The following is a 20269-nucleotide window of genomic DNA, read 5'->3' on the forward strand; positions in this document are numbered from 1 at the left end:
CGGCACCTGTTTTTCAGCTCTCCTCAGCCGAGGATTTCCGCTTCAGTGACAGGGTTGCGCGTGGCGCACTGTCAGCGGGACGCTTGTAGGACTTCTGTACCCGGCTGACCGGGACTCTTGACGGCGCATTCTGCTTCGCCGCTTCTGCAATAGCCTCCACACCGAGGCGCAACAGTCGCACCTGCTCAATGGCACTCATTCCCACAGGGAACTTGCCGGGGTGTACAGCACTGGGATCTCTTGGGTTGCCTTCCACTTCCAACCGGAATCCGCTTTCATGGACGGCGCATCGACTGTCCAGGTCAACCGTCCAAGCATTTAGATTCATAGTTTTAACTTCATTCTGGAATAATTGGCCGTCGATTACACCACACAGCCAGCATCGGGTAAAAGGGAAAAGAGCAGCGGCTGTGACCTGATCGACGCAATGGATATGGCGCCACAATCAACGCGCCACTGAGGAGGGATACCGTGCCGGTTAATCCCCTTCCCGCAGCTGGCGCTCGGGAGCCGGCGCACCAATATGGTCCTGGTTACGCTGTTTGGCCAGGGTCACCTGCTTCTGGCGTTCGGCAAATCGCTGGCGCTGCTCCGGGGTCTGGCGGTGGTGGCAGCGGGGACAAGCGACGCCTTCGATATAGAGTTCAGAGGCCTTGTCGGCCTCGCTGATGGGCTCACGACAGCCGTGGCAGAGGTCGTAGGAGCCGGGCTGCAGGTCGTGGCCGACGCTGACCCGATTGTCGAAGACGTAGCACTCGCCGTCCCACAGGCTGTCGCTGGCAGGAACGTCCTCCAGGTATTGCAGGATGCCGCCATGGAGGTGGTAGACCTCATCAAAGCCCTGCTCCTTCAGATAGGCGGTGGACTTTTCACAGCGGATGCCGCCGGTGCAGAACATGGCGACCTTTTTGTGCCTGGCCGGATCCAGCTCCCGCGTCACATAGTCGGGGAACTCCCGGAAACTGGCAGTATTGGGGTTGAGGGCGCCGCGGAAGCTGCCCAGCTCGTACTCGTAGTCGTTGCGGGTGTCGATCACCACCACTTCGGGATCGGAGATAAGCGCATTCCAGTCTTTCGGGGCCACATAGGTGCCCACCACCCGCCGCGGGTCAATCCCCTCCACCCCCATGGTGACAATCTCTTTCTTGAGCTTCACCTTCATGCGGTAGAACGGCAGGGTCGTGTCAAACGACTCCTTATGACTCAGGTCCACCAGCCGCTCATCGGCCCGCAGCCACGCCAACAGACGATCAATGCCCTCCCGGGTACCCGCCACCGTGCCATTGATGCCCTCGGCGGCCAGCAGCAGTGTGCCCTTGATACCGGCGTCCAGGCACTCCTGCAACAGGGGTTCGCGCAGCTGCTGATAATCCGGCAGGGCGACAAACTTGTAGAGGGCGGCAATAACGTAGGGCTGGGACATGGCAATCACTTCGGGTCTGGCTAAAAAGCGCGCAATTGTACCCGCTTGGCAGGCTGCCGCCTAGACCCGCCAGACAGCGCTAGTCCGCCTTGGAGCCCCCCAGGCACTGGGGCGAGGCCGGTGCCTGTTGCTGCTGGCGCTCCCACTCCTCCGGGGTGTAGGTGTGCAGCGCCAGCGCATGGACACCGCCGGACATCTCATCACTCAGGGCCCGGTAGACCGCCTGGTGACGGGCTACCGCCCTTTGCCCCTCGAACTGCTGGCTGACGGCCACCACCCGGAAGTGGGACTCGGAGCCCGGTGGCACATTGTGCATATGGCTTTCGTTCTCCACGGCCAGAAAGGCCGGCTGCAGGGAAGCCTGCAATTTGCTCTCAATCTGCGACTGAATGGTCATAAATCACCCTGTTGGCTAAATTCACCGAAATAACGATGGCCACAGTATACGCCCCTGCCCCCGGCGCAGGGAGAGCGAATGCGACAGAGGGTATAGGCCGAATGCGACAGAAGGTATAGGCCGAATGCAACCGGGATTAAACGATGAGCGCGACCGCAGCGATAAAGTGAAGGTGATAAGAATCGCAGATCAGGTGAGCCGCGACGGCGCTTTTGCTATTATTCCCCCTCGTCACCGGCCCGGCCGGTTTTCCCTTGATTCCGGATTACCCAGTCTCCCCCATGCTTGATGCCAATGCCCTCTCCCAGCTGACTCAGCTGAAACAAAACATTCGTGCAGACAAAAACCTCGCCACCGGCACCATCCGGGGCAGCCAGGGACGTTTTGGCTTCGTCACCCTCGACGACGGTCGCGACATCTTCCTGCCGCCTGACGAAATGGCCAGGGTACTACCCGGTGACCGGGTCGAGGTGGCGCTCGGTGACAGCGGAGAAAGCAATGGTGAAGGCGAGAACCGCAAGCTGCAGGCCGAGCTGGACAAGCTGCTCGACTCGCCACAGAAAGTGGTGGTGGGCCAATACCTGATACGTGGCAAGGGCCATTTCGTCGCCGTGGATATGCCACAGCTGAACCGCTGGATCTTCCTGCCCCCCAAAGCCCGGTCCAACGCCAAAGAGGGGGATTACCTGCTTTGCCGTATCACCCGCCACCCGTTTGAGGATGGCAAGGGCCAGGCCAAGGTCACCGAAGTACTGGGCAGCCCCGGTGAAGCCGGCATCGAACACAAGGTCACCTGCCGCAAGTACCAGCTCAAGGGGGAGTGGAGCAAGGAACAGCTGCAGCAGGTGAAAGAGATTCAGGCCCGCAGCCTGCAGCAACTGCCGGACTACGCCGGTCGCGCGCAGCTGCAGCAGCTGCCCTTTGTCACCATCGACTCCGCCACCACCATGGACATGGACGATGCTCTCTGTGTCGAGCGCCGCGGCGATGGCTGGCAGCTGACCGTCGCCATTGCCGACCCCTCCTCCACCATTGCCCCCGGGACTGCCCTGGACAAGGTGGCACTGAAGCGAGCCAACACCGCCTACCTGCCCGGCCGCGCCATCAGCATGCTGCCGCAGGAGCTCTCCCACAACACCTACTCCCTGGTCCCCGGCGAAGAGCGCCCGGCACTGGTGTGCCACATGCAGGTGGAGAGCGATGGCCGCATCAGCGACACCCGCTTTGAATTTGGCCTGATCCGCTCCCACCACAAGCTCAGCTACCTGGGTGTGGCCGATTGGCTGCAGAACGACAATACCGACGCCGTGCCGGCAGAGTGCCAGCCGATGCTGCGGGAACTGGCCGAGTGCAGCCACGCCCTCAATCGCTACCGTGCTGAACACCTGCTGTTAATGGAAGAGCGGGACGACTACTACCTGCAGCTGGATGACAAGTGGCACATCAGCGCCATTCGCCGTGACCAACGCAACCTGGCACAGCAGATTGTGGAAGAGGCCATGCTGGCCACCAACCGCTGTGCCGGTGACCTGCTGGCGCAGCATCCGGGGCACGGACTGTTCTCCGGCCACGGCGGTTTTCGCCCGGAACGCCTGGAGAGCATCAAGGCGATCCTGCAGCAGGAGCTGCCACAGCTGGCGGAACTGGATCTGGCCACGCTCGACGGCTATCGCCAGCTGATCCGCCAACTGCAACAGAATGCGGATACCGCCGGACTGCTGGCAGCCTTCCGCCTGATGTTGCAGGCCAGTGAACTCACCACCGAAGCGCTGCCGCACATGGGGCTGGGCATGGACTACTACGCCACCGTCACCTCCCCTATCCGCCGTTACAACGACCTCCACAACCATCGTGCACTGCGGGCCATTCTTGAACAGAGCAGCGGCGAAGCATTGAACGCCGAACAGCTCGGCACCCTGCAGCAGGGAGCCTCCAGCGCCCGTCAGGCCAGCCGCGACCTGGAGCAGTGGCTACACTGCCTGTTCCTGCAGCAGCAGCCCGCTGCCACCTGGGCCGGGCGCGTCTCCCGCGTCACCTCCCAGGGGGTGTCGGTGGTGCTGACCGATTGGGGTATCAACGGCTTTGTGAAGCTGGATCCCAAGGCTTACCAGTTTGACCAGGATCGTATGACCCTGAGCAGTGACGAAGGCGGTTTTGTGCTGAACCAGGAGGTGCAGGTCACCCTGGAGCGAGTGGACCTGGACAAGAAGCGCATCAATTTTGCGCTGGTGGTAACCGAGGGCTGAGACGGCGTGAGCGGGAGCGGCCGGTGTCGCTCCTGCTTAACCGGCTGACAAACCCCATCGGTCTCTGATCAGATTTCCGACCAGAGTTTTTTCAGGCGCTTGTCGGACACAGGGGCGATGGTCTTCAGGGTCTGGGCAAACAGTGACACCCGGTACTCCTCCAGCATCCAGCGGTACTCCTGTGCCCGCTCGTTAGCGGCAAACAGTAACTCCCCCTCCTTCTGCTGGCGCTCCAGCCACGGCTGCCACAGCTGCTCCAGCTCCGCAGTCCACATCTTGTCCCGCTGAATCTGTGACGGTGCTTTCTCCAGCCGCAGCTCAATGGCTTTCAGGTAACGGGGATACTGCTGCAACCACTGCAACGGGGTCGCGTAGAGAAAGCCCGGGTACAGCAGCCGCTGCAGCTGCACATTGATATCACCGGCAGCGGTAGCGATGGCCAGCGCATTCTTGCTGCTCTTGATGGCTTTGCGTATGGCCACCACGCTGGTGAGCACCTGCAGCAACAACTTCTCCATCTCCTGGGCGGCGCCGGTGAGTTGTTTGCGACCGGCCGCCAGTGCCGCCTCGAAATCCACCTGCGTGCGCACCAGACCAGCGGCAAAACAGCTCTGCCGCACCGCCGCCAGCAGCAGGTCATCCACCACCTCTTCACGGCGACCAAGGGAGACCATGGTGAGCCCCATATCCTTACCCTTGAGCAGGGACTTCGACAGTGGTTTCACCAGATCCTGCAGGCTCAACATACCCAGCCGGGTGACGCCACGCAGACTCGACTGCTGCGCCTCCAGCGGGTTATCCAGCAGGCGCAGGGCCACACTGCTGCCTTCATCCAGCAGCGCCGGGTAGGCGGTAATCTGCATGCCGGCACGTTTCAGCTGGGTGGTTTCCGCCAGCTCGTCAAAGTCCCAGCGCTCGATGCCGGTGCGCTCCAGCGAGCTGTCGCTGCTCTGCAAGGTCTGCTGCAGCTGATCGCGGTAGCGCTCCCGCAGCGCGGTCAGGTCGCGGCTTTGCGCCAGCACCTTGCCACGCTCATCCACCACCTGGATGTTCATGCGGTAGTAGTCGTCCACCACCACCTTGTCCCACTCGTCGGCAGGAATCTCCACCAGTGTCTGGCGCTTCAGTTGATGGCCCAACGCCTCGGCCAGTGCCACGTTATCGGGCTTCATGGCGGCCAGCGCCTTGTCCACATAATCCGGCACCGGCACAAAATGTTTGCGCCACTGCTTTGGCAAGCCTTTCACCAGCTGTATGCACTTCTCCCGCAACAACCCGGGAATCAACCACTGCAGGCGCAATTCCGGCAACAGGTGCAATGCCGGCACCGGCACCTGGATACTGACACCGTCGGCCTCGGAACCCGGCTCAAAGTGATAGCTGAGCGGCAGGGTCAAGCCTTCAACAGTAAGGGTTTTGGGGAACTGGGCCTCGGTGATGGCGCTGGCGTCGTGCTGCATTAAATGCTCGCGGGACATATACAGCAGCCGCGCCTGAGCGGCATTGGCTTCTGTCTCCTTGCGCCAGCTTTCAAAACTCACCAGATTAAAAATGCCGGCAGGCACCCGCTCATCGTAAAAACGATAGATGATTTCGTCATCCACCAGGATGTCTCGGCGGCGCGACTTGGCCTCCAGCTCCAGCAGCTCTTCCTGCAGCTGTTTGTTATAGCGATAGAACTCGCCCTTGCCGCGGTAATTACCCTCCACCAACGCTGCGCGGATAAACACCTCCCGCGCCGTCACCGGATCGATGTTGCCGAATATCACCCGCGCCTTTTCCACCAGCGTCAGGCCGTAGAGCGATACCCGCTCATAGGCCATCACCTGCCCGCTTTTGGCGTCGTAATGGGGTTCATACTGATTGCGCTTAAGCAGGTGTTGCGCCGCCTGCAGCACCCAACCGGGCTCTATCTTTGCCACCTGGTGGGCAAACACCCGCGAGGTCTCCAGCAACTGTCCGGCAACGATCCAGGCCGGCGATTTCTTCACCTGCGAGGAACCGGGGAAAATCATAAAACGGCGGTTACGTGCACCCAGGTACTCCCGGTCCTCCGCCTTATTGCCCACATTGCCCAGCAGCCCCGGCAGCAGCGCACGATGCACATGCTCGTAGCTGGCAGGCTCCTTGTTGGCTTTCAGGTTGAGCGGCTTGAGGGCGGTCAGCAACTGGTGGTGGATCTCCCGCCACTCCCGCAAACGCAGCCAGGAGAGAAACTCCTTCTGGCACAACTTGCGGAACTGGTTCTGCGACAGGTCCTGGCGCTGCTGCTCGGCGTAGTCCCACAAATTCAGGTAAGCGAGAAAATCGGAGTGCTCGTCGTTGAAGCGGCGGTGTTTTTCATCCGCCGCCTGTTTCTTTTCCGCCGGCCGTTCGCGGGGATCCTGGATCGACATGGCACTGACGATGATCAGCATCTCCCGCAGGCAGTTGTGCTTTGCCGCCGCCAGCACCATGCGCCCCAGCCGCGGATCCACTGGCAATGTCATCAACTGCCGGCCCAGCGGCTTCACCTGCCCCTTGCGATCCACCGCCTGCAGCTCTTCCAGCAACTTGAAGCCGTCATTGAGCAAGCGCGAGTCGGGCATATCGATGAAGGGGAACTTGCGCACGTCACCCATGCGCAGGTTGAGCATCTGCAGGATCACCGCCGCCAGATTGGTGCGCAGGATCTCGGCATCGGTAAACTCCGGCCGGGAGAGAAAATCCTCCTCGCTGTAGAGGCGATAACAGATACCCTCACTGACACGGCCACAGCGCCCCATGCGCTGGTTGGCACTGGCCTGCGACACCGCCTCAATGGGCAGGCGCTGAATCTTGGAGCGAAAGCTGTAGCGGCTGATACGGGCGAACCCGGGATCAATCACATAACGGATACCCGGCACGGTGATACTGGTTTCCGCCACGTTGGTGGCCAGTACCACGCGCCGGCCGCGGTGGCCGGCAAATACCTTGTTCTGTTCTGCAAGACTCAGGCGGGCGTAGAGAGGCAACACTTCCAGGTGAGGAAAGTTGGCGTGTCGCAGCGCCAGCGCCGCTTCGCGGATTTCCCGCTCGCCACTCATAAACACCAGGATATCGCCGCCGCGGCGCGTGCCGCCCTTCTCGCTCTCGAGAATCTCATCGACGGTGGCGACGATACTCTCATACAGGTCTGCATCGCTGTCAGCCATGGGGCGGTAGAGCACGTCCACCGGGTAGGTGCGACCGGAGACTTCAACAATGGGGGCATTATCAAAGTGTTCGGAAAACTTCTGCAGGTCGATGGTGGCCGAGGTGATGATCAGCTTCAGGTCGGGGCGCTTCGGCAACAGTCGCTTGAGATAGCCGAGCAGGAAATCAATATTAAGGCTGCGCTCGTGGGCCTCATCGATAATCAGCGTGTCGTAGCGATTGAGGTAGGGGTCGTTCTGGATCTCCGCCAGCAGGATGCCGTCGGTCATCAACTTGATGTAGGTGCTGTCGTCGGTATGATCGGTAAACCGTACCTGATAACCCACCGCACTACCCAACGGCGTATTCAACTCCTCGGCAATGCGCGAGGCCACGGTACTGGCCGCAATCCGGCGCGGCTGGGTATGGCCGATCTGGCCCTTGATGCCCCGCCCCAGCTGCAGGCAGATCTTGGGGATCTGGGTGGTTTTACCGGAGCCTGTCTCACCCGCCAATACCACCACCTGATGCTTTTCGATCAGTTCAGCAATTTCGTCACGGCGTTCACTGACCGGCAGCTGCGGCGGAAATTCGATGGCTGGCACATTGATCAGGCGTTGCTGCAGCAATTCCTTTGACGCCGTGATGGCCTGCTGCAGTTTCTCCAGCTCCTGCTGCGCGGGCTTGCCCTCCTGCAGGCGTGTCTCCAGCCGCTGTAACTGGCGACTGAGGCGGAAGTGGTCGCGGCTCATCACGTCGCTTAACGCTGCGCGCAACTGGGGTACAGGATCGGTGGACAAAACAGGCTCCAACAGGGAATCACTCAGGGACAAAATAAAGCGGCCGGCATTATAGCAGGTCGGGGGTCAGCTTCCGCGGTTCCCTGTCAGCGATTGCAAACCGGTGTCGTGTACCATCAGGCACACCTTGCGCCCCTGCTGCTGATAACGCTGTAGGGCCTCTGTCATAAAATGCGGCAATGACTGTAAACCCGCAGGCTGCTGCTCTGCATCCAACAATTGAAAGCCTCCTGCGGTGTAGAAAGACACCAGGTGATCAAAGGGATAACAGTACACAGCCTGGCTGGACAACAACTCTCCCAATCCCTGCAGCAGTAGCCGCCCCACCCCCTGCCCCCGCAGCTGCGGTGCCACACACATGGCCCGCAGGAACAGCCAGCCATCACTCTTTGGCTGCAACCGCACGGCAGCCACTATTCCGCCCGGGTTACGCACCACATACACCAGCTCCTCGCGGCCCGCGTTGCCTCCGTAGCCGGTGTCTTTATAGAACTTGTTCACCAGCGGGTACTGCACCACCGGTAACTGCTCGACGTGATAAGGATTGGAGCTCATGGGTTGGAAGTTACCATTTATTGTGGCCACTGCGATGGGCCTCGCAGGCTCGCTGAAAGTCACCAAAGTAGTTGTGCAGCAAGCCCGCATCGGCGCTCTCGCCGCGCAGCCTGAGCAGGTGAATCGCCGCTTCCACTGTGGAGACACTGCCGGGCTGCTGGTTGCGTCGCAAGTTGAACTGACTGGGCGGTACCGTCAACGCCAGCCGTGGCAGCTGCTGCAGCCAGTCGCACTGGCGCAGCATTTTGGCGGACTGTTGCCAGGTACCGTCCAGCAGCAGGAAACAGTAATTGTCCGCGGGTGTACAAGCAGGCTTGTCGCCGGCAACGGCAGCTTCAGCCGCCTCCGGGTAGAGCAGGCAGGCCTGCTGCCCCGTATTCTTCATAAGCGCCTGCAGCTCCTCGCCGGATTGCCGGCGCTGCCACAATACCCTGCGACTGCCGGGCACGGCGCGCAACAGCAATTTACCGGTATTGGAGACTTTATCCAGCTCTGCGGGATGGGTGAGCAGCAGCAACTGCAGGCTGCTCTGCAAGCGGGGGGCGCGCTGACAGATACAAAGATCGCTGCGCAGAAGACAGTCACAACAGAAACTCATGGCCGGACCTGTCTGCATTGAAACAAGTGGCCACGAAGCCCTGCTATCACCGGCTCCGCAACCAACTGTTCAATAAAAGGGGTAATCAAACCAGGGGCTGGTTCTCAGGCTGCATCGCCGGAGGAGCCGCGCTTGCCCATCAGGCTGCGCAGCAACTGATCCAGCAGCAGAGCCAGCACCGTGACCACCACCACCACAGTCACCAGGGTGGGTCCGGCGCGGTAAAAAGAGTCTACCCCTTCAAACACCGTCTCCATGGCCACCATTAATACCGCTGGCGCCATCTCCACATAACCCTCACCGACGGAAAAGGGGCAAACCATCAACGCCAGTACCGCAGCGCGCAAGCCAAGACGCAGGCGCGCCCAGGGCAGTGGCATGGTCATCCGCCACCACACGGCAAACAGGCCGGCCGCTGCCAGCAGATAATAACCCCAACCAATCCAGCTGTTTTCCAACATATTCCTGCTTCTTCTCCCTGCACCGGGGGCGCTCACTCCACCCAGTGCACTATGTACTCTTCCAGGTCATCCACGTCGACCCGGCGCTCATCAATCACCCGCCCGCGTACCGACACGCCGGCGCGCACTACACTCTCGCTGTCGCCACTGATCAGCGGGTGCCAATCATACAGAGGCCGACCTTCAGCCACCAGACGATAGGCACAGGTCTGTGGCAACCAGTGGAACTGGGCCACATCCTTGGGCTGCAGGTGCACACACTCCGGCACCAGCTCAAGGCGATTGGCGTAGGAGCGGCATCCGCCCTTGTTGATATCCAGGTAACGGCAGGCGACGCAGGTGTACCAGACTTCGCCGGTGTCCTCATCCTCGAGTTTGTGCAGGCAGCATTTTCCGCAGCCGTCACAGAGGGATTCCCACTCCTGCTGGTCGAGCTGGTCGAGGGTTTTGTATTCCCAGAAGCGGGTTGATTGGGCAGCCACAGAATCGGATCCGCTGCTGAATCAGAGACTCAGCTTGGAGTTCTTGAGATGAATTTCCTGCATCTCCTGATCTTTTGCCGGTGGCAATTGCAGGTAGAACCCCTTCTCCTCCAGCTGGGCGATCAGGGTTTCCGCTTCCACACGGGCCAGCTTTTTGCCCGGCTCCAGCAGCAGCGTCATGGCGTGCAGGGGTTTGCCGAACTTCTCCTTCAGCGCGTCCGGTACCCGCGACAAGGCTTCCTGCTTTTTGACATACAGATACATATCCGGATCGCGGGCACTTTTATAGATATCGCAGATAATTTTCATTGCAGGTTTCCAGTGAGGCTGTTCAGTTTCAGTCAGTAAAAGGGAGAAGATTCAGCGGGCGAACTGTGTTGCCAGGTTCAGCAAGCCGTCACCCACCACCTCGCGGCGCCAGCCGCTGAGGCGCGAATTTAAACTATAGCCGCTATTGTCCATGCCGTTGCGAATCAGGTCTTCGTAGTCCTTCTTGCGCACCAACACCTCCGGGGGCAGGTCGAGGGCATCGGCCTGGTCCCGAACATACTGCTTCAGGGCCTTGAGCAGGTCGCCATGCTCGGGGGCCAGCGGCGCCGGCAGTGACTGCGGCCACTGCGACTCTGGCAGGTGCGCACATTCGGCAATCAGGTCCAGCAGGCCATCACCGTCTTCGCGGATCATACGCGGGGTAATGCCTTCGAGCCCACTCAACTGCTTCAGCTCGGTGGGCTGCAACCGCGCCATGTCCCACATGGCACGCTCTTTCAGTACCCGGTTGCGGGGAACGTCCCGGTGCCGGGCTTCCAGTTCACGCCAGCGACTCACACCCTGCAGCACCGCCAGCTGCTGAGGTTTCAGTTTCCACGCCAGTTTGATCTTTTGGTAGGCCAGGTCGGCATCGGCGGGCGCCTGCGCCTGCACCACCAGTTCGCGGCAATCCTCCTCCACCCAGGCCATACGCCCCTGCTCCCGCAGGCGTTTGACCAACATGCCGTAGACCACGGGCAGATAGGCCACGTCCAGCGCGGCGTACTGCAGCTGCGATACGCTCAGCGGGCGCTGCAGCCAATCGGAGCGGGTTTCACTTTTCGGCACCTCGATATTGAGCAGCGTCTCTACCAGTTTGGCGTAGCCAAGGGAGAAGCCATAACCCGCCAGCGCCGCCGCCACTTGGGTATCGAACACCGGCGTCGGGACCACGGACAGGAAGGTCTGGAAAACTTCGAAATCTTCCGAGCAGGAGTGAAAAACCTTCACCACCTTGTCGTTGGCCATCAGCGCCCTGAAGGGCGCAAAGTCGTCGATGGCGAGCGGATCCAGCAGGTAGCAACCCTGCCCGTCCCCCACCTGGAACAGCGCGGTTATCGGATAGAAGGTGCTGGTGCGCATAAACTCGGTGTCCACGCCGATGGCGGACTGCTGCGACCAGCGCTGGCACAGTTCGGCCAGCTCAGCGGAGGAATCAACCCAGACGGGCTCTTTGGGAATCAATGTCATGCGCGGGTTCTATACTGCCTGCCGGGATGAGAATGCGTGGGCCAGGGTGCCGCCATCGATGTACTCCAGCTCGCCACCCAGCGGCACACCGTGAGCGATGCGGGTTACTTTCACCTGCAGTGCCTTGGCCTGTCCGGCGATGTAGTGGGCAGTGGCCTCACCTTCAACCGTTGGGTTGGTGGCCAGGATAAGCTCATCCACACCACCCTGCTGCAACCTCAGCAGCAGCTTGTCGAGACCGATGTCGGCCGGACCGATACCGTCGATGGGGGACAGGTGCCCCATCAGCACAAAATATTTACCGGGATAGGTACCGGCGGACTCGATGGCCACCACATCCGCCGGGGTCTCCACCACGCACAACAGGGAGTCATCGCGACGCTGGTTGGCACAGATACCGCAAACAGTCTCTTCGGTCAGGGTACGACAGCGCTCACAATGGCCCACCCCTTCTACCGCCTTGCCGAGGCTGGCAGCCAGTCGGGCCGCACCGGGGCGATCCCGCTCCAGCAGGTGCATCGCCATACGCTGTGCCGACTTGGGGCCGACACCCGGCAGGCAACGCAGGGCCTGCATCAACTCATCTATCAGGGGGCTGAACATACTGCGGTTATTACCCGGCTCGTGGCTATTATCAAAATAAGCGTTGCGTCAGTGATGACTGCCTAGAACGGCATTTTGAAGCCGGGAGGCATCTGCATCCCGGCCGTCAGGTCACCCATCTTGTCGCGGGTATTGGCTTCCACCTTGCGCACGGCATCGTTGACCGCCGCCGCCAGCAGATCCTCCAGGATCTCCTTATCCTCACTCATGAGGGAGGGATCAATGTCCACCCGCTTCACATCGTGGCGACCGGTCATGGTCACCTTGATCAGGCCGGCGCCGGCCTCTCCGGTCACTTCGGCATTGGCCAGCTCTTCCTGCATTTTTTGCATGTTGGCCTGCATTTCCTGGGCCTGCTTCATCAAGTCGCCAAGACCTTTCATAACTACCTCTCTAGTGACTGTTGTGCTGGACGGCTTCTACCGATTCCTCGTCCAGCGTACCTTCAAACTGTTGCAGCAACTGCTGTACCAACGGATCATCATACAGCGCCTGCAAGGCACCCTTGTACTGCTCCTGCTTCAGGCGGATGGCAAAGGCTGCCGGCGTCTCCACCTCCACCACACCGGGGCGGATAACCACTTGCAGCGGACGCTGGAAATAGTTGCTCAACAACTCTGCCATGCGCTGCTGGTGACCCTGGTCATAGAGGGTGCTCTGTGCCTGATCCAGCAGGAAATGCAGGGTGTCGCCATCGCCGCCCTCCAGCACACAGTTGGCCACGGTGCTCTGCAACAATCCCGTGACACCGAGGCCGGCGTAAACCTCAATCCAGCGCTCCGGGGTGAATTCCGCAAAGGGAACCTTGCTGATCGCCGCCGGCGCCTTGGGTTTGGGGGTCGGCAGCGAGCGGGCCGATGTCAGGCCCATGGCCGCCAGCTCGTCGCTTTGCAGAGAGCGTGCACCTTCAGACTGCAGGCGCGGATCCACCGGATCCGATGCCAGCGGTGCCAGGTTCATGGGCTCCTCCTCACGGACAGGGGGCGGGGGGACCGCTGCGGCCGGTTGTAACCCGGGCTCTGGCCGTGCTTGTGGCGGCTGTGGCTGTGGCGGCCGGGTTTGTGACGGCTGTGGTGATTGGGGTTGAGGCGCCTGGAATTGAGGCGCCGGGGCCTGTACGGGCTCAGGTGCCGACACCTGCGGCTCCGCAGCAAAGCCAGCCTCTGGCTCGTCATCCCAGGGGAGATCCTCCGGTGGCGCAGCCGGTGCCAACTCGCCACCATAGGGTGCAGGGGGCTGTGGCACCATCTGCGCCCCGGCCCGTGGCGCGGGTGGCTCGGGCTGAGCCGCTGCCGGCTGGGGCTGTTCAGGTGTGGGTTGTTGAGTCTCTGGAATCGCCGCGACCGGGGCAGTCTCAGCCAAGGGCGCTGCTACTGGCGCCACGGGCTGAACTGCTGTGGAATCGGGTTGGGCCTGTTGTGGAGCCGCGGGCTGGGGCAGCGCGTCGGTAGGCACCGAATGCACCCCCTGGGGGCGGAAGGCCAGCATCCGCAACAGCACCATCTCAAAACCGGCGCGGGGTTCCGGCGACAGCGGCAGGTCGCGGCGTCCCATCAGGGCGGTCTGGTAAAAGAGTTGCACGTCCTCAGCGGGCAGCTGACCGGCCAGCGCCAGGATCTGCTCCCGGTCGCCGCGGGCATTATCCACCGCCTCCGGCAACGCCTGGGCGATGGCCACCCGGTGCAACGTTGAGAGCAATTCCGCCAGCGCAGCACCATAGTCCGGCGCGTGTTGGGACAGCTGTTCCACCGATGTCAGTATCTGGCGGCTGTCGGCACTCACCAGCGCCTGCAGCACGGTAAACACCAGATTCTGGTCGATGGTACCCAGCATGGCGCGGACATCGGCCTCCACCACCTTGCCACCACCAAAGGCGATGGCCTGGTCGGTGAGACTCATGGCATCACGCATACTGCCGTCGGCCGCGCGGCCCAACTGCCACAGCGCTGCCTCTTCAAACGGCACCATCTCCTGCTCCAGCACCTGCTGCAGGTGCCCCACAATGCGCTCGGGCTCCATATTCTTCAGGTGGAACTGCAGGCAGCGGGAGAGAATAGTGACAGGCAGCTTCTGCGGGTCGGTAGTGGCCAGCAGGAATTTAACGTGCGGTGGCGGCTCCTCGAGGGTTTTCAGCAGCGCATTAAAGCTGTGGGACGAGAGCATGTGCACTTCGTCGATCAGGTAGACCTTGTAGCGACCCCGGGTCGGCGCGTACTGCACATTCTCCAGCAGCTCGCGGGTATCCTCCACCTTGGTACGGGAGGCCGCATCCACCTCGATCAGGTCCACAAAGCGGCCATCATTGATTTCGCGGCAGGCGGAACACTGGCCACAGGGCTCGGAGCTGACGCCGGTTTCACAATTGAGGCACTTGGCGAGGATGCGGGCGATGGTGGTTTTCCCCACCCCCCGGGTACCGGTGAACAGGTAGGCGTGGTGCAGGCGGTCGTGATCCAGCGCATTCACCAACGCCTGCAGGACGTGCTGCTGGCCGACCAGTTCACGGAAGGTACGTGGTCGCCATTTGCGGGCAAGAACCTGATAGCTCATGTTGGCCGGAAATCCTCTTATTCTGCATGGATTTACAGCCGCAACAGGCTGTAAAAAGGACAATGGCCGATTATATCCGTTGACCGGGAGGCTGGCGAATTTACCTGTAACTGGCGGATTTCGGGCTGAATTTTGTACAGGGGCGCTGCCGGGAAGCCGGACGGGAAAGTGCAGGCGGAAAAGTTGTGTAAAGGCAGGAGAGGCTTTGGGTGGCGGCTCAAACCAGCCACACCCCGGCACATGATGTCACTGCTACCGTTGCTCCCTTCCGGGCCTGGCGGGGTTCACAGCTGATCATTGCGAGGGGACCGGTAAGAGCCACCATTGCAAAGAGGGCCGGATTATTCACGCTTTATAATCGTTTTGCAAGTCGACCCTTCGAACTACATTGCTCCAGTCGACAAAAAAAATTTTTTTCTTCTGATATACTCGCGCCCTTGTTCTGCCAGGAAGGACCTTGGGGGGTCGTAGTTGCCGGCATTATGTCCGGCCACCCTGACAGACTGAGTATAAAGTGAACAATAAATTACGACCAGGATGGTCTCTCTCTTCCGGCTTCTTATGCTGCCGGCTCTGTGATGTTCCCCAAAATAAAATCCATTAGTAGTAAAACAAACCAAAGAGCACAGGACTAACATCCATGACTAAAATTCCTGCAAAACTTGGCTTGCTGACTGCAGCCATGCTGGCAGTAGGCAGCGTGCACGCTGCGGAAGTGCGTATTAACGGCTTCGCCTCTATTGCTGGCGGTCAAACCCTGAGTGAAGGCACCACCACCAGCTCCCACCTGACCAGTGGTCCAACCGATCTGCCAGGTGAAGGAAAAGCCACCTACGTTGCAGACCCGGTAACCGACGGTGTCTATGACGATCAATGGAGTTTCAACCCCGACTCCAACTACGGCATCCAGATCACTGCCGATCTGGGCGAAGGTCTCAGCGCTACTGGCCAGATTACCGGTAATGGTGGTGAAGACTTCGAAGCCGTTGTTTCCTGGGCTTACATCAGCTACGAATTCAACGAAAACTGGACCGTGATGGCGGGTCGCCAGCGTCTGCCTTTGTTCTACTACTCCGACTTTATTGACGTGGGTTACGCCTACCACTGGATTCGCCCACCGCAGGAGCTGGTAGCCACCGACGGTGATACCTTCAACGGAGTTAAGGTTCGCTACAGCAACTATATCGGCAGCTGGGACTGGTCCGCCGAGGCTTACTACGGCAACAGTGAAGAAGACGTTGCTTCCGGCCAAATTACCACCACCATTAAATCCGAAGACCAGCATGGTGTCGTACTGCGTGCCAGTAACAGCTGGCTGATCCTGCGCGCCACCTACTCCGGCGCTGACTCTGTTACCGAGCTGGATCAACTCCTCGGCGCCAACTACCCGAACATCATTCCTGACGGCCAGGGTTCAGAAGAGAATCCGCTGAAATACACCTTTATGGGTCTGGCGGCGCAAATGAACTTCGGCAACGTATTTATCGTTTCCGAGTATACCCACGGTAAGCCTGATAACCCTGCCTTCCCGACCAACGGCTTCTCCGGTCGTGATGAAGCCGAAGGCTGGTACGTCTCTACCGGTATTCGTCTGGGCAACTTCACTCCGCACATTACCTACAGTGAAAACACCGTTGACTATGTCCAGACCGGACCAGTCGTTACTCCTGGCCAGCTGAGCGATGTGACTGCAGAGTTCCAGAGCAAGCGTGAAGCCATTACCGCCGGTGTACGCTGGGACTTCCACCCGAGTGCCGCACTTAAAGTTGAGTACACCACTCGTACTGACAAGAGTGACGACTTCTACAAGGGTAACGGCAACTTCTACGAAGGTGCTGGTATGTGGGGTTACGGAGAGACCGGCGAAGTTGACGTTGTTGCAGTTGCACTCGACGTAATTTTCTAAGGCAAGGGGAGCACATAATTATGACAACGAATAAAATGAAAAAAGTGCTCGCGGCAGGCTTGGCCGGAATCAGCTTGCTGGCATCTGCAGCAGCATTTTCCGCGACCGCTGTTGTGGTTCACCCAACCAACGGCAACACCCTCTCAGAGCCGGAAATCGCCCGTATCTTCCTGGGTAAAAGCAAGTCATTCCCCGATGGCTCCGAAGCCATTCCAGTGGAGCAAACCGAAGGCTCTGCTACCCGCAGTGCTTTTGTACGCACCATCCTGAAGAAGAATGACCAGCAGATTAAAGCCTACTGGGCTCAGCTCCTGTTCACCGGCAAGGGCACTCCACCCAAGCAGGTTGGCGGCGGTGCTGACGTGAAGAAACTGGTCGGACAAAACCCGGCCCTGATCGGCTACATTGATACCAGTGAAGTCGACAGCACTGTGCGGGTTGTTCTTGAGTTCTGATAACCGGACTCAGGTTTAACCCCCGTTAACGGCTGGCCAGTAATGGCCGGCCGTTTTTCTTTTCGGCAGACCGGTTTATTCCCCTACCCTGTTTAGCCCGTACTTGATCCCTGTCGGCACTGACACAATAAAAAAGGCGACTTACGTCGCCAAGGCCGGAGACAGCCAGGGGGAGATGCATCCGCATGATCCGGACGATCCAGTGCTGACTCCGGGGAGCATCAGGCTGACAGACAGTACCGTTGGTATACCAGACCTACCCGACACCATTCCCGGGCAACCGCAAAAATGCCACCCGGGCTGGTATCAGACAGAACGATCAGAAACGCTTGGTCGCACTCACAGAGAAGACCCGACCCAGGGTAAAGCCGCTGTATGGCACCTGACCATTACGTCGATAGAGTGGTGGCTCCTCGTCGAAGATATTATCGACGTTAAAGTGCACGGACAGATCCTGGGTAACACCGGTGCCCTTGAAGTCGTAACCCACATAGAGGTCTGTCACCAGGAAGGAGCCAACCTCATCCTGTAAAGGCTCACCGGTAGACGGATTGAGGGATGCATCGTTCACGTCAAAGCCCGGCGTGTACTTGAAGCTCAGCTTGGCACGCCAGGTGTCATGCTGCCATCCCACAGTGGTCAGGAGATTGTACTTGGCCTGATTGTCACGATCGTCAAACCACTGATCCCCTTCCACACTCTTGATTTCGGATTCCAGCTTGTAGTTGCCGGAGAGTTGATAGTCGAAGGTGCCGATGTCCGTGGAGTGCTCGTAGCCAATACCAAAATCCAGGCCACGGATCATGGCTTCGTCACCATTGCCCAGACGGCGGTCGAGAATCACGGCCACCGTACTGGCGTTCACGCCCGCCAGCGCGGATGAGCCGTTAAAAGCTTCTGCCGCTGCCGCATCCAGCTGCGCCTGGGTTGGATTCCAGGTGTAGGAGCTGGCGTACTGCTGGGCAGAGATCGGGCTGCGGGGATCGAAGAAACCGAGAATGTCGGTAAATTCAATTTCGTAGTAGTTCGCCTGCACCTGCAAGCCAGGCACCACGGGGGGCGTCATAGTGAAACCCACCGCCCAGGTTTCCGCAGTTTGTGGCTGCAGGTCATCCTTGGCACCGAACAGCTGCACCGCGTCCGGACGCGTAAGGAAATCAACATTCACGCCCGCTGCAGCCGCCGCATCACCCAGGAACAAACCCGCAACGCCGGGGTTATAGCCAGCTTCGGAGCGGCCGATCTGGTCCACCAGCGTGGGCGCGTTGAATGACTCGCCCCAGTTAGCAAAAATGGACAACCACTCAACCGGCTCCCAGGTAAAACCAATGTGGGGGTTGGTGGTATCGCCGAAATCGCTGTAGTCGTCATAGCGGGCTGACGCCGAAAAGACCAGGCTTTCAATACCGGGCTTGCCGCTGACCAGTGGTACCTGCAGTTCAGCAAACACTGATTTCACCGTGCGATCAGCACTCTGGAAGCCCACATTACTGAGCCCTCCGATCTGCACCTGGCCTTCACGGATTCTGGCTTCCTGTTCGGCGTATTCGACACCAATCGCCATGTTCATCTCGCCCGCAGGCAACTGCATCAGCGGACCATCGGCGATGGCCCTGACCAGCAACAGCTCCTGCTCGGATTCGCCGGTATTTTCCTGGTTAAGGACATCGCGAATAGCAGCGGGATCAGACGCGGCAATGTTAGTTGGATCAATATCCCCCGCCAGCACGTAACTTTGCAGCTTGGTCAGGTCGCTGCTGGGCTCCATGTATTCACTAACGCTTTCGCTGTAGTGCACAAGGTTGGAGAGTCGCCAGCCATTGGCAAAATCAATTTTCAGCTCAGGTGACAGGCCCCACGCCTCGAACGTTGTTTCGCCCTCGCGGTGGTCATAGGCCTTATGTGGGCCGTAGGAAAAGCCCACCGTATCGACCACAGCAAAGCCCGTAGCGGGTACCGCACTGGTGGCCACTGTATCGCCCTGGGGATATCGCGCCCAGGTGGTGTTACGTTCGCTGAAGAAACCTTTCAGGTCCAGGCTCACCTGATCGGTGAGATCCTGTGTAACACCAAAGTAGACCGAAGAGCGGTCCTCTTCCGGCACCAGGGCTCTCAACGCGCCCACATCACACAGCTCTCCGGTGCCACCGAGAGACGCTACGGCTGATCCATCCAGGAAAACCGTACTGGTGGCGGTTGGGTTTATACATTCTCCATCACTGGGATTGACGGTACTGCGATCAGCCCAGATGCCGTTTTTGGCCCAGCTGCGATCCTTGCCCAGGATAGCGTCGCGATCGGAATGACTGAACGACAGGTAGCCCGACCCGTTTTCCCAGGTCGTGCCGGCCGTAATATTGGTGTCGTAACTCCAGTAGTCATCGCCGTGACTGTAGCCGGCACTCAGCTCTACGCCTTCGAAATCTTTTTTGGTAACGAAATTGATCACCCCGCCCACGGCATCAGCGCCGTAGAGTGAGGAGCCACCATCGGTAATAATTTCCACACGATCGATCACTGCCGGTGGAATCATGTCGGAATCAACGGCCGACTGTTTGACACCCACCGGCACGACCCGATGCCCATCAACCAGTATGAGGGTGACGTTACCGGTAGACGTACTGAACTTGGGCAGGGCCCGAAGATTGGGACGCACGACTTGCGTTTGCGAAGGTGCCGTGGGCTCCAGCGAGGTCATGGCGTTAAACAGGTTACTGGCCTGGGGAATTGTGGCCAGGATATCGTTGGCACTGGTGGCACCGGAGGCTTTCACGTCATCAACAGAAATACCAATGACCTGCGAACCGGTAGGCTCGATGCCACGAATATAGGTACCCGTTACAGTGACTTCTTCCAGCTGGCGGGAGCCCTGCTCTGCGTCCTGTGCGTGAGCGCTCATCATGCCAGCAGCTGACAGGATTGCCCCGGTGATAGTGATGACCGACTTTTTCAGGGAAAACCCGGCCAGCGTTTGTGGATGTACTTGATTAAGCACAGCATCTTCCTCTTATTTATCTTTATTATGAGTAAGGCAATCATCAGGCTGACGATGATTCGGGCCGGCGTATCCCGACCTCCAGCACATCCTAGCTCACACACTTAAAGATGTAAACGTTTACATCTTTCGATGCTAAAATTAA

Annotated in this window: 17 protein-coding genes and 1 other RNA gene; 3 read left to right on the plus strand and 15 right to left on the minus strand. The window is 59.6% G+C overall.

Annotated features, from left to right (window positions below; translation table 11 throughout):
• Nucleotides 1-13 precede the first annotated feature (13 nt).
• From GSF27_RS17720 to bolA, 3 genes are all read right to left on the minus strand, one after another.
• The gene (locus GSF27_RS17720) at nt 14-199 is read right to left on the minus strand and encodes a hypothetical protein (RefSeq protein WP_202410268.1); all 186 of its coding nucleotides are present in this window, start codon (nt 197-199) and stop codon (nt 14-16) included.
• Nucleotides 200-478: 279 nt separating this feature from the next.
• Nucleotides 479-1423: a rhodanese-related sulfurtransferase gene (locus GSF27_RS05325; protein WP_160966408.1), complete on the minus strand. Its 945-nt coding sequence runs from the start codon at nt 1421-1423 to the stop codon at nt 479-481.
• 79 nt (nt 1424-1502) lie between these two features.
• Nucleotides 1503-1820, minus strand: a complete 318-nt coding sequence (bolA, locus tag GSF27_RS05330; RefSeq protein ID WP_160966410.1) for a transcriptional regulator BolA — start codon at nt 1818-1820, stop codon at nt 1503-1505.
• Between the two features lie 254 nt (nt 1821-2074).
• Here bolA and GSF27_RS05335 point away from each other — a divergent pair, with 254 nt between their 5' ends.
• Nucleotides 2075-4066 (plus strand): VacB/RNase II family 3'-5' exoribonuclease, encoded by a 1992-nt coding sequence (locus tag GSF27_RS05335; protein ID WP_160966412.1) that lies wholly within the window; start codon nt 2075-2077, stop codon nt 4064-4066.
• Nucleotides 4067-4134: 68 nt separating this feature from the next.
• Here GSF27_RS05335 and hrpA read toward each other — a convergent pair whose 3' ends face one another.
• The 11 genes from hrpA to ffs all read right to left on the minus strand — a co-directional run bounded on the left by hrpA (nt 4135) and on the right by ffs (nt 15082).
• On the minus strand, nt 4135-8019 hold the full coding sequence (hrpA, locus tag GSF27_RS05340; protein ID WP_255493677.1) for an ATP-dependent RNA helicase HrpA: 3885 nt from the start codon (nt 8017-8019) through the stop codon (nt 4135-4137).
• A 66-nt stretch (nt 8020-8085) separates the two neighbouring features.
• Nucleotides 8086-8574 (minus strand): GNAT family N-acetyltransferase, encoded by a 489-nt coding sequence (locus tag GSF27_RS05345; RefSeq protein ID WP_160966414.1) that lies wholly within the window; start codon nt 8572-8574, stop codon nt 8086-8088.
• Nucleotides 8575-8584: 10 nt separating this feature from the next.
• Nucleotides 8585-9172 carry a tRNA-uridine aminocarboxypropyltransferase gene (locus GSF27_RS05350; RefSeq protein WP_160966416.1) on the minus strand — a complete coding sequence of 196 codons (588 nt, stop codon included), beginning with the start codon at nt 9170-9172 and terminating at the stop codon, nt 8585-8587.
• A 104-nt stretch (nt 9173-9276) separates the two neighbouring features.
• Complete coding sequence (locus GSF27_RS05355; protein WP_160966418.1) at nt 9277-9633, minus strand: hypothetical protein; 357 nt, start codon at nt 9631-9633, stop codon at nt 9277-9279.
• Nucleotides 9634-9665: 32 nt separating this feature from the next.
• Nucleotides 9666-10115 (minus strand): YcgN family cysteine cluster protein, encoded by a 450-nt coding sequence (locus GSF27_RS05360; RefSeq protein ID WP_160966420.1) that lies wholly within the window; start codon nt 10113-10115, stop codon nt 9666-9668.
• Between the two features lie 21 nt (nt 10116-10136).
• Nucleotides 10137-10424, minus strand: a complete 288-nt coding sequence (locus tag GSF27_RS05365; protein ID WP_160966422.1) for a YcgL domain-containing protein — start codon at nt 10422-10424, stop codon at nt 10137-10139.
• A 51-nt stretch (nt 10425-10475) separates the two neighbouring features.
• Nucleotides 10476-11615 carry a ribonuclease D gene (gene rnd / locus GSF27_RS05370; protein ID WP_160966424.1) on the minus strand — a complete coding sequence of 380 codons (1140 nt, stop codon included), beginning with the start codon at nt 11613-11615 and terminating at the stop codon, nt 10476-10478.
• A gap of 9 nt (nt 11616-11624) precedes the next feature.
• Nucleotides 11625-12218, minus strand: coding sequence for a recombination mediator RecR (gene recR / locus GSF27_RS05375; protein WP_160966426.1), 594 nt, complete (start codon nt 12216-12218; stop codon nt 11625-11627).
• A gap of 62 nt (nt 12219-12280) precedes the next feature.
• Nucleotides 12281-12601: a YbaB/EbfC family nucleoid-associated protein gene (locus tag GSF27_RS05380; RefSeq protein WP_160966428.1), complete on the minus strand. Its 321-nt coding sequence runs from the start codon at nt 12599-12601 to the stop codon at nt 12281-12283.
• Nucleotides 12602-12611: 10 nt separating this feature from the next.
• Complete coding sequence (gene dnaX, locus GSF27_RS05385) at nt 12612-14768, minus strand: DNA polymerase III subunit gamma/tau (protein ID WP_160966430.1); 2157 nt, start codon at nt 14766-14768, stop codon at nt 12612-12614.
• Nucleotides 14769-14985: 217 nt separating this feature from the next.
• An RNA gene (ffs, locus tag GSF27_RS05390) (signal recognition particle sRNA small type) lies at nt 14986-15082 on the minus strand.
• Nucleotides 15083-15408: 326 nt separating this feature from the next.
• Between ffs and GSF27_RS05395 the strand changes: the two genes are divergently transcribed.
• Both GSF27_RS05395 and GSF27_RS05400 read left to right on the plus strand, forming a co-directional pair.
• Complete coding sequence (locus GSF27_RS05395; protein ID WP_160966432.1) at nt 15409-16674, plus strand: hypothetical protein; 1266 nt, start codon at nt 15409-15411, stop codon at nt 16672-16674.
• A gap of 20 nt (nt 16675-16694) precedes the next feature.
• Nucleotides 16695-17129, plus strand: a complete 435-nt coding sequence (locus GSF27_RS05400) for a substrate-binding domain-containing protein (RefSeq protein ID WP_160966434.1) — start codon at nt 16695-16697, stop codon at nt 17127-17129.
• Between the two features lie 319 nt (nt 17130-17448).
• On the opposite strand, the gene GSF27_RS05405 is transcribed toward GSF27_RS05400, so the two are convergent.
• Nucleotides 17449-20124, minus strand: coding sequence for a TonB-dependent receptor domain-containing protein (locus GSF27_RS05405; RefSeq protein ID WP_160966436.1), 2676 nt, complete (start codon nt 20122-20124; stop codon nt 17449-17451).
• Nucleotides 20125-20269: the final 145 nt, after the last annotated feature.

It is taken from the genome of Pseudomaricurvus sp. HS19, from assembly GCF_009857815.1.
Classification (GTDB): domain Bacteria; phylum Pseudomonadota; class Gammaproteobacteria; order Pseudomonadales; family Cellvibrionaceae; genus Pseudomaricurvus.

Excerpts from the sequence above, each read along its gene's own strand:
- GSF27_RS17720 (WP_202410268.1), bottom strand. The coding sequence starts at position 199 with ATGAGTGCCATTGAGCAGGTGCGACTGTTGCGCCTCGGTGTGGAGGCT.
- GSF27_RS05325 (WP_160966408.1), bottom strand. The coding sequence starts at position 1,423 with ATGTCCCAGCCCTACGTTATTGCCGCCCTCTACAAGTTTGTCGCCCTG.
- bolA (WP_160966410.1), bottom strand. The coding sequence starts at position 1,820 with ATGACCATTCAGTCGCAGATTGAGAGCAAATTGCAGGCTTCCCTGCAG.
- GSF27_RS05345 (WP_160966414.1), bottom strand. The coding sequence starts at position 8,574 with ATGAGCTCCAATCCTTATCACGTCGAGCAGTTACCGGTGGTGCAGTAC.
- GSF27_RS05350 (WP_160966416.1), bottom strand. The coding sequence starts at position 9,172 with ATGAGTTTCTGTTGTGACTGTCTTCTGCGCAGCGATCTTTGTATCTGT.
- GSF27_RS05355 (WP_160966418.1), bottom strand. The coding sequence starts at position 9,633 with ATGTTGGAAAACAGCTGGATTGGTTGGGGTTATTATCTGCTGGCAGCG.
- GSF27_RS05365 (WP_160966422.1), bottom strand. The coding sequence starts at position 10,424 with ATGAAAATTATCTGCGATATCTATAAAAGTGCCCGCGATCCGGATATG.
- rnd (WP_160966424.1), bottom strand. The coding sequence starts at position 11,615 with ATGACATTGATTCCCAAAGAGCCCGTCTGGGTTGATTCCTCCGCTGAG.
- recR (WP_160966426.1), bottom strand. The coding sequence starts at position 12,218 with ATGTTCAGCCCCCTGATAGATGAGTTGATGCAGGCCCTGCGTTGCCTG.
- GSF27_RS05380 (WP_160966428.1), bottom strand. The coding sequence starts at position 12,601 with ATGAAAGGTCTTGGCGACTTGATGAAGCAGGCCCAGGAAATGCAGGCC.
- dnaX (WP_160966430.1), bottom strand. The coding sequence starts at position 14,768 with ATGAGCTATCAGGTTCTTGCCCGCAAATGGCGACCACGTACCTTCCGT.
- GSF27_RS05395 (WP_160966432.1), top strand. The coding sequence starts at position 15,409 with ATGACTAAAATTCCTGCAAAACTTGGCTTGCTGACTGCAGCCATGCTG.
- GSF27_RS05400 (WP_160966434.1), top strand. The coding sequence starts at position 16,695 with ATGACAACGAATAAAATGAAAAAAGTGCTCGCGGCAGGCTTGGCCGGA.